At 36.7% G+C, this 6,560-nt stretch carries 7 protein-coding genes; all 7 read right to left on the bottom strand.

Going from position 1 to position 6,560, the window contains the following annotated elements:
- Nucleotides 1–897, bottom strand: an 897-nt coding sequence (gene cydB / locus Q0376_RS00930; RefSeq protein WP_298703108.1) for a cytochrome d ubiquinol oxidase subunit II, incomplete at its 3' end; no start/stop codon positions are given.
- The gene (locus tag Q0376_RS00935) at nucleotides 888–2,267 is read right to left on the bottom strand and encodes a cytochrome ubiquinol oxidase subunit I (protein ID WP_298703109.1); all 1,380 of its coding nucleotides are present in this window, start codon (nucleotides 2,265–2,267) and stop codon (nucleotides 888–890) included. The genes cydB and Q0376_RS00935, both read right to left, overlap by 10 nt.
- A 17-nt stretch (nucleotides 2,268–2,284) precedes the next feature.
- The gene (locus Q0376_RS00940; protein ID WP_298703110.1) at nucleotides 2,285–2,749 is read right to left on the bottom strand and encodes an Rrf2 family transcriptional regulator; all 465 of its coding nucleotides are present in this window, start codon (nucleotides 2,747–2,749) and stop codon (nucleotides 2,285–2,287) included.
- A 417-nt stretch (nucleotides 2,750–3,166) separates the two neighbouring features.
- Complete coding sequence (locus tag Q0376_RS00945; RefSeq protein WP_298703111.1) at nucleotides 3,167–4,168, bottom strand: inorganic phosphate transporter; 1,002 nt, start codon at nucleotides 4,166–4,168, stop codon at nucleotides 3,167–3,169.
- Nucleotides 4,161–4,790 (bottom strand): DUF47 domain-containing protein, encoded by a 630-nt coding sequence (locus Q0376_RS00950; RefSeq protein WP_298703112.1) that lies wholly within the window; start codon nucleotides 4,788–4,790, stop codon nucleotides 4,161–4,163. Before Q0376_RS00950 ends, Q0376_RS00945 begins: the two co-directional genes overlap by 8 nt.
- Before the next feature lie 181 nt (nucleotides 4,791–4,971).
- Nucleotides 4,972–5,469 (bottom strand): molybdenum cofactor biosynthesis protein B, encoded by a 498-nt coding sequence (locus tag Q0376_RS00955; protein ID WP_298703113.1) that lies wholly within the window; start codon nucleotides 5,467–5,469, stop codon nucleotides 4,972–4,974.
- A 413-nt stretch (nucleotides 5,470–5,882) separates the two neighbouring features.
- Entirely contained in the window at nucleotides 5,883–6,221 is a 339-nt protein-coding gene (locus Q0376_RS00960) for a MazG-like protein (RefSeq protein WP_298703114.1), read from the bottom strand.
- Nucleotides 6,222–6,560: the final 339 nt, after the last annotated feature.

Consider the following 6,560-nt stretch of genomic DNA (forward strand, 5'->3'; position numbering starts at 1 on the left):
AGAGGATGCTGCATTAGTAATTGTTAAGCTATAGCTTGGATCTAGGCTAGATACCATAATGCGTGGGAACAAGCCTGCAAAGTATGCAACAGTAATGGAGATAATAGTTAATACACTAAAAGTGAAGCCCCAACCTACACGACGCATACGAGTGAATACCCAAGATACGATGAAGAATACAATTGCTGCTGCATAAGCAACCATAGCGAATGTGCTATTGAATAAATCAGTGTATACATACGTAGCACCAACTAATACTAAAGCACCTACCGCTGTAATTACACCTTCAACTAAAGCCGTTGCACGAGCGCGTTCAGAAATATCACCTAAGGTTTTAAGTGAAGTATAAAGCGCACCATGGTATACGAATACTAAAATGAAAGCAATACCGCAAAGAATTGTATAAGGGCTTAATAAATCAAAGAAGCCACCTACAAAGTTCATATTGCCATCAATTGGTGTACCTTGAATCAAGTTACCTACCGTAACACCCCAAAGAAGAGCTGGAATCAAGGAACCAAAGAAAATGCAATAATCAAAGGTTTTACGCCATGCTAAGGATTTGTCTTTACTGCGGAATTCAAATGCTACACCACGAGCAATTAAGGCAGCAAGCATTAAGAATAAAGCAAGATAGAAGCCACTGAATAAAGTAGCATATACATGTGGGAAGGACGCGAATGTAGCACCACCAGCGGTGATCATCCATACTTGGTTACCATCCCATACAGGACCTACTGTATTAATCATTTGACGACGTTCTACGTCAGTTTTACCAAGGAATGGTAATAAAATACCAACACCATAGTCAAAGCCTTCAAGTACGAAGAATCCAGCAAATAGAACGCATACTAGAATAAACCATACTACATCTAAATGTTGTAAAATTACTTCCATAATGCTGCCTCCTCTCTAACATCATGAGATGGATTGCCTTCTGGACCTTTTTTAATGTGTTTTACTGCAAGATAAAGGGCAGCAATAGCAGCCAATACATACACTGCAGTAAAGCCAATAATTGTTGTTAAGATTTCATTAGCTGTTACAGTTGGCGATACACCAGCCGCTGTTTTCTGTAAGCCATAAACAAGCCAAGGTTGACGACCCATTTCTGCTACATACCAGCCACTTGCGTTAGCAATGTAAACGAAAGGCAACATCCAGAACACAGTTTTTAACATAGGACGAGATGTTTCAAGCTTACCAGCGCGATTCATTGCAAAGGCAACGATAGCTACTAATAACATTAACATACCGGAGAATACCATGGCACGGAAAGTCCAGTACATGGACGTTACATGTGGTACATAATCTCCAGGACCATATTTAGATTCATCAGCTTTTTGAAGATCTTTCATACCTTTTACTTCGCCATTGAAATCATCAGTGGCTACAAAGCTTAGTACTTTAGGAATTTCAATAAAGCTATTAGTTGTTTGATTTTTTTCATCAATTGTAGCAAACATACTGAAAGAAGCACCTTCAGTTGTTTCCCAAAGACCTTCTACAGATGCGATTTTCATTGGTTGAACTTTAGTTACATATTGACCATGTAAGTGCCCTGCACCAGCTACTAAAATACCACCAATAATAGAGAATACTAAGCCCCATTTCATAGAGCGTTTGTAGAAGTCTAAGGCATTATTGCGTAAAATATGCCATGCACTAATAGACGCAATAATAACACCAGCAGTTAATAAACCATCTGTAAAAATGTGACCAAATTGGCCTGGCACATAACCATTCGTTAAAATCGCACCAAAACTTTCCATTTCAGCACGGCCATTACGAATAACAAAGCCTACTGGATTTTGCATGAAAGAACTTGCTACTAAAATCCAGAATGCAGATAAATTAGTACCAATTGCTACAAGTACCGCTACTGTAGCATGAGCTTTTGCAGAAAGACGATCCCAACCAAAAATCCAAGCACCCATAAAAGTGGATTCAAGGAAGAAAGCGGTTAGCGCTTCCAATGCTAGAGGGGCACCGAAGATATCGCCCATAAAACGGGAGTATTCAGACCAGTTCATACCAAAATGGAATTCCTGAACGATACCGGTAACAACACCCATGGCAAAATTGATTAAAAATAATTTCCCCCAGAACTTTGCCATTTTTTTGTACATTTCATTTTTTGTTGATACATAGGCAATTTCCATGCAAGCAACAACTACTGTCATCCCTAGGGTTACTGGAACGAACAGCCAATGATAGATCGATGTCAACGCAAATTGCAATCGAGCTAACATAATTGCATCCATCATATTAATACCTCCTCACATTAACAATCGCGCGCTTGCGCCTTCGATGGACATCCTCGCTTTAAATGAATTTCTCGTTCACGTTTAGCCAAGGTTTCAAAATCTACTGCCTTCAGTTCAGTAATAAGATTCTTTTGAATATGACAAAAGCTCTCTTGTACTGCACAACTGCCATGACATCCACGGGAACAGGTTTCATTATCATAGAGACAACGCTGTAAATACGTAGCCCCCTCAACCGCTTCGATTACATCAAATAAAGTAACCTCTTTCGGCTGTTTAGCTAAAGCAAACCCGCCATCAACACCACGGAACGAACGCATAATGCCACTGGCAATAAGAGGTCTCATAATTTTTAATAAGAACCGATCAGGAATTTTTTGAGCCTTCGCCAGTTCGCTACCTGTGATTTTCGTCCCGTTAGGCAATAGTGCCATATGTAAAACCATGCGAAATGCATAGTCTGTGGCCGTATTTAGTTTCATTGTTCTTCTCCCCACCTAATCACGATTTTGTAAAACTAAACTATTTCGAAATATTTCGATTTTTCTTTTTTTATTTTTACATAACAAAAATAGTATACTTTACATTTATAAAAAAAAGCTCATAAGTTGAGCATTTTTCTATTCTCAAATACATTATAGACAATCCTGCCATTAAATGCAATATAATCTTGCATATTCATTCACTTTTAGTACTACATAACAAGGTGTTATCTTTTTAATTCCTACCATAATGATGAGAATAAGAATTCACAATTCGGCACCAAATATACATTTTACTCGTCCTCTTTTCAACAAGTCATACATGTCAATCCTTAGTCATTAAGTACAGAATACTGATTTTTGCTCTTTTTTTCACATAAAAAAGGCCTCGTAACGAGGCTTTAATTATATTTAAATTTAAATTATGGATAAAATCCCTTGAATGATGGAATATGCCACAGCTGACATAATCGCACTAAGTGGAATCGTAACAAACCACGCCATAACCATTGAACGAGCTACGCCCCAATTTACCGCTTTAACACGTTTAGCTGTGCCAACACCCATAATAGAACCACTTACTACATGAGTTGTAGACACTGGTAAATGTAAAAAGGTAGCTGTAAAAATTGTAATGGCTGAGTTAAGGTCTGCTGCAAAGCCATTAATGGTTTCAAGTTTAAAAATCTTAGTCCCCATGGTGGAAATAATACGCCAACCACCGGCAGCTGTACCTAATGCCATAGCTGTAGCACAAGATAATTTAACCCACATAGGAACATCTAAAGTTTCAATATAACCACCACTGAGTAATGTTAGGGTAATAATCCCCATAGCCTTTTGCGCATCATTGGAACCATGAGAAAATGCCATCAAAGTGGCTGATAATAATTGCATGTTGCGGAAACTATCATTTAAAGCAATTGGTGAAAATCGGCCAAATAAAAGTAAAAGTACATTCATAATAATATAGCCAAACACCATGGCAATAATAGGTGATAATACAAGGGATAAGAAAATTTTGCCAATACCGGTAAAATTGAGCGCTTCATACCCTACAGATACCATTACAGCCCCTACTACACCACCGATTAAGGCGTGAGAAGATGAACTAGGTATACCATACCACCAAGTAATTAAATTCCACGCAATGGCACCCAATAAGGCAGCACTGATTACTTCTGCATTAATTAGGCTAGCAGAAATAACTAAATCGCCACCAATTGTTTTAGCTACCCCCGTACTAACTAAGGCACCTGCAAAGTTTAGAACCGCCGTCATCATAACAGCTTTTTGTGGTGAAATAGCACGCGTTGATACAGATGTGGCAATAGCATTCGCTGTATCATGGAAACCATTAATATAGTCAAAGGCCAATGCTAAAAACACCACAAACCAGACTAACCAATGATCAAGCATACTTCAATACAACCCGGCGGAATGTGCCAACCAAATCCTCACAACCATCAATTACATCTTCGATGGAGTTGAGAATTTCCTTCCATTTAATCAATTCAATTGGATCTGTACAATCTCTAAATAAAGTCGCCATTTCTTCATGGTATACACCATCAGCTACTTCTTCTAGACGCAATACTTCAAGCACGCGGCCTTCCACTTTGACATGATTCTTTTTTAAGCTATTCATATACGAAATGGATTTAGTAATGTGTTTTAAACATTTTTGTACAATCTGAATGAGCTTTACGGCCCCTTCATTAGGTTTCCCTACATTATACATACACATTTTATCCATAATGTCTTTCATACTATCAATTGTTGTATCTAATTGGGAAATCAATAATTGAATATCTTCACGATCCATTGGGGTAATAAAAGTAGAACGCAATTTTTCTACTGTTTCATTAACAAGTTTATCTGCATCTTTTTCTTTTGCGTCAATCACTGTTAATGCTTCTTCTTTTGTTAATTCCCCTTCAAATGCCTTCTCCATAATAATAGACGCTTCATGACATAATTCAGCGTGACTATTTAAAAGGTTAAAAAATTTTTCCTCTTTGCTTTTTAAATGAAAAGCCATAGTATCCTCCAAAACCTATGCTGGCACCATTAGTAACTAATGAAAAGTATATTTACATACTCAATAATTATAGCATATCAATAAACGATTTACCAATGATTGGTAAGTTGCAAAATCCATATATTTATGAATATGTTATATCCAATTTGCAAAGTATGAATTTATTTCTAAAATAATGATGTTATTTATTTACTTCAAAGACTAAATGTTTAATTTCTGGCAAAATTAATTTTTTCATGCCCAAAGTAACGGCACCTACTGAACCGGGTAAGGCAAAAATAAGTACATCATCTGCCACCCCTGCTATAGCACGGGACGCCAAGGCTTTTGTGCCAATATCTTCAGTATAACTTAAGTATCTAAAAATCTCACCGAAGCCGGGGATTTCCTTACTTAATATACTCCCTACCGCTTCAATGGTAACATCGCGCTTAGCAATGCCAGTACCACCGGTCAAGATAATAGCATCCAAGGCCTCTATGGCAATCCAACGATCTAGCACTTCTGTAATTTTAGACGCATCGTCAGGTAGTAAGGTTCGTACTTTTACAATATGGTCTTCCGTCTCTAGTAACTCAACCACCTTATTACCACCTTTATCCGTAGCAGGTGTACGGGTATCAGATACAGTAATCACGCCAACCACCAATGGTCTATCTTGTACTTCTTTTAGTGACATACTACCTCCCTAACTACTATCCTACATATTTTATATATAATTTTAAAATAATTCAGCCTATATATGTTGTTTATATACACTTTAATCTTAGTATATCATGAAATACAACCTCATTCCATGTAGGAAATGAATACTAATATAAAAAGCAGCTCTTCTTATGAAATGAATGATGACGTCTATCCATGTCCTAAGAAAAAATCCCCTTGTTAAGTTATTTGATTGCTTTTAAAGGGGATGTTATTTTTTTATTATACTCCAAATATTACTACAGTACAGCATGACAACACTACTTCATCACTATATCACAATATAACTGCCTCACTATATCACAGTATCACTGCACCACTATATCACAATATCACTGCACCACTATATTTATACTAACTGCTAATATCATGAAGAGTATACAAAGCCTACTTTAAATCTCTTTCTTTTTCTTCTATAAAATCTATAATTGCTTTTTCAAAATCTATGCCCATCCGATTTGATAATGAGGCTAACCACCATACACATTCACCAATTTTATGAGGAAGTAAATTATTAAGATCCTCCTCTGTATTAGCTGTAGGCCATGTTTTTTCATAAGCCATAGCCAGACGCCCTACTAAGGCTGCATCTGTAAGGAAACCTAATGCATCTTCTTCAACAGTCCAACGTTGATTATTAATGGAATCTTCTAATTTATGATAAGCCTCACGAATCATTAAATTACGTTCAATAGCTTCTTGTAATGTAACCTTATTTTTGCTCATATAATTTTTCCTTTTACAAATACATTTAATACAAAATTAAATCCGAAGAGCCTATGAATACCTGTTCTTTTATTATAGTATAACAAAATATATTATACTCTGTTATATAAAACATTACTTTGAGTTTATACTTACAATAAAGCTTCTTTTATACTATGATCCATAGCAAAACTTCTGCTATGTTAGCTGAAATCTAGCCTTCTATCAGCAACTTCCTGCTCAGTGGCTGTGGATTTCTCTCCGAGAAATCTTACGCCATGAGCTACACGATTCACAATAATTTATGCGTCGTTACCACTCCTTCAAATTATGTTCACTGTGTATCCCCGGGCCGCTTCT

This window comes from uncultured Veillonella sp., assembly GCF_937981445.1.
Taxonomy (GTDB): domain Bacteria; phylum Bacillota; class Negativicutes; order Veillonellales; family Veillonellaceae; genus Veillonella_A.

Coding starts and splice junctions, on each gene's coding strand:
- Q0376_RS00935 (WP_298703109.1), bottom strand. CDS start 2,267: ATGATGGATGCAATTATGTTAGCTCGATTGCAATTTGCGTTGACATCG.
- Q0376_RS00940 (WP_298703110.1), bottom strand. CDS start 2,749: ATGAAACTAAATACGGCCACAGACTATGCATTTCGCATGGTTTTACAT.
- Q0376_RS00945 (WP_298703111.1), bottom strand. CDS start 4,168: ATGCTTGATCATTGGTTAGTCTGGTTTGTGGTGTTTTTAGCATTGGCC.
- Q0376_RS00950 (WP_298703112.1), bottom strand. CDS start 4,790: ATGGCTTTTCATTTAAAAAGCAAAGAGGAAAAATTTTTTAACCTTTTA.
- Q0376_RS00955 (WP_298703113.1), bottom strand. CDS start 5,469: ATGTCACTAAAAGAAGTACAAGATAGACCATTGGTGGTTGGCGTGATT.
- Q0376_RS00960 (WP_298703114.1), bottom strand. CDS start 6,221: ATGAGCAAAAATAAGGTTACATTACAAGAAGCTATTGAACGTAATTTA.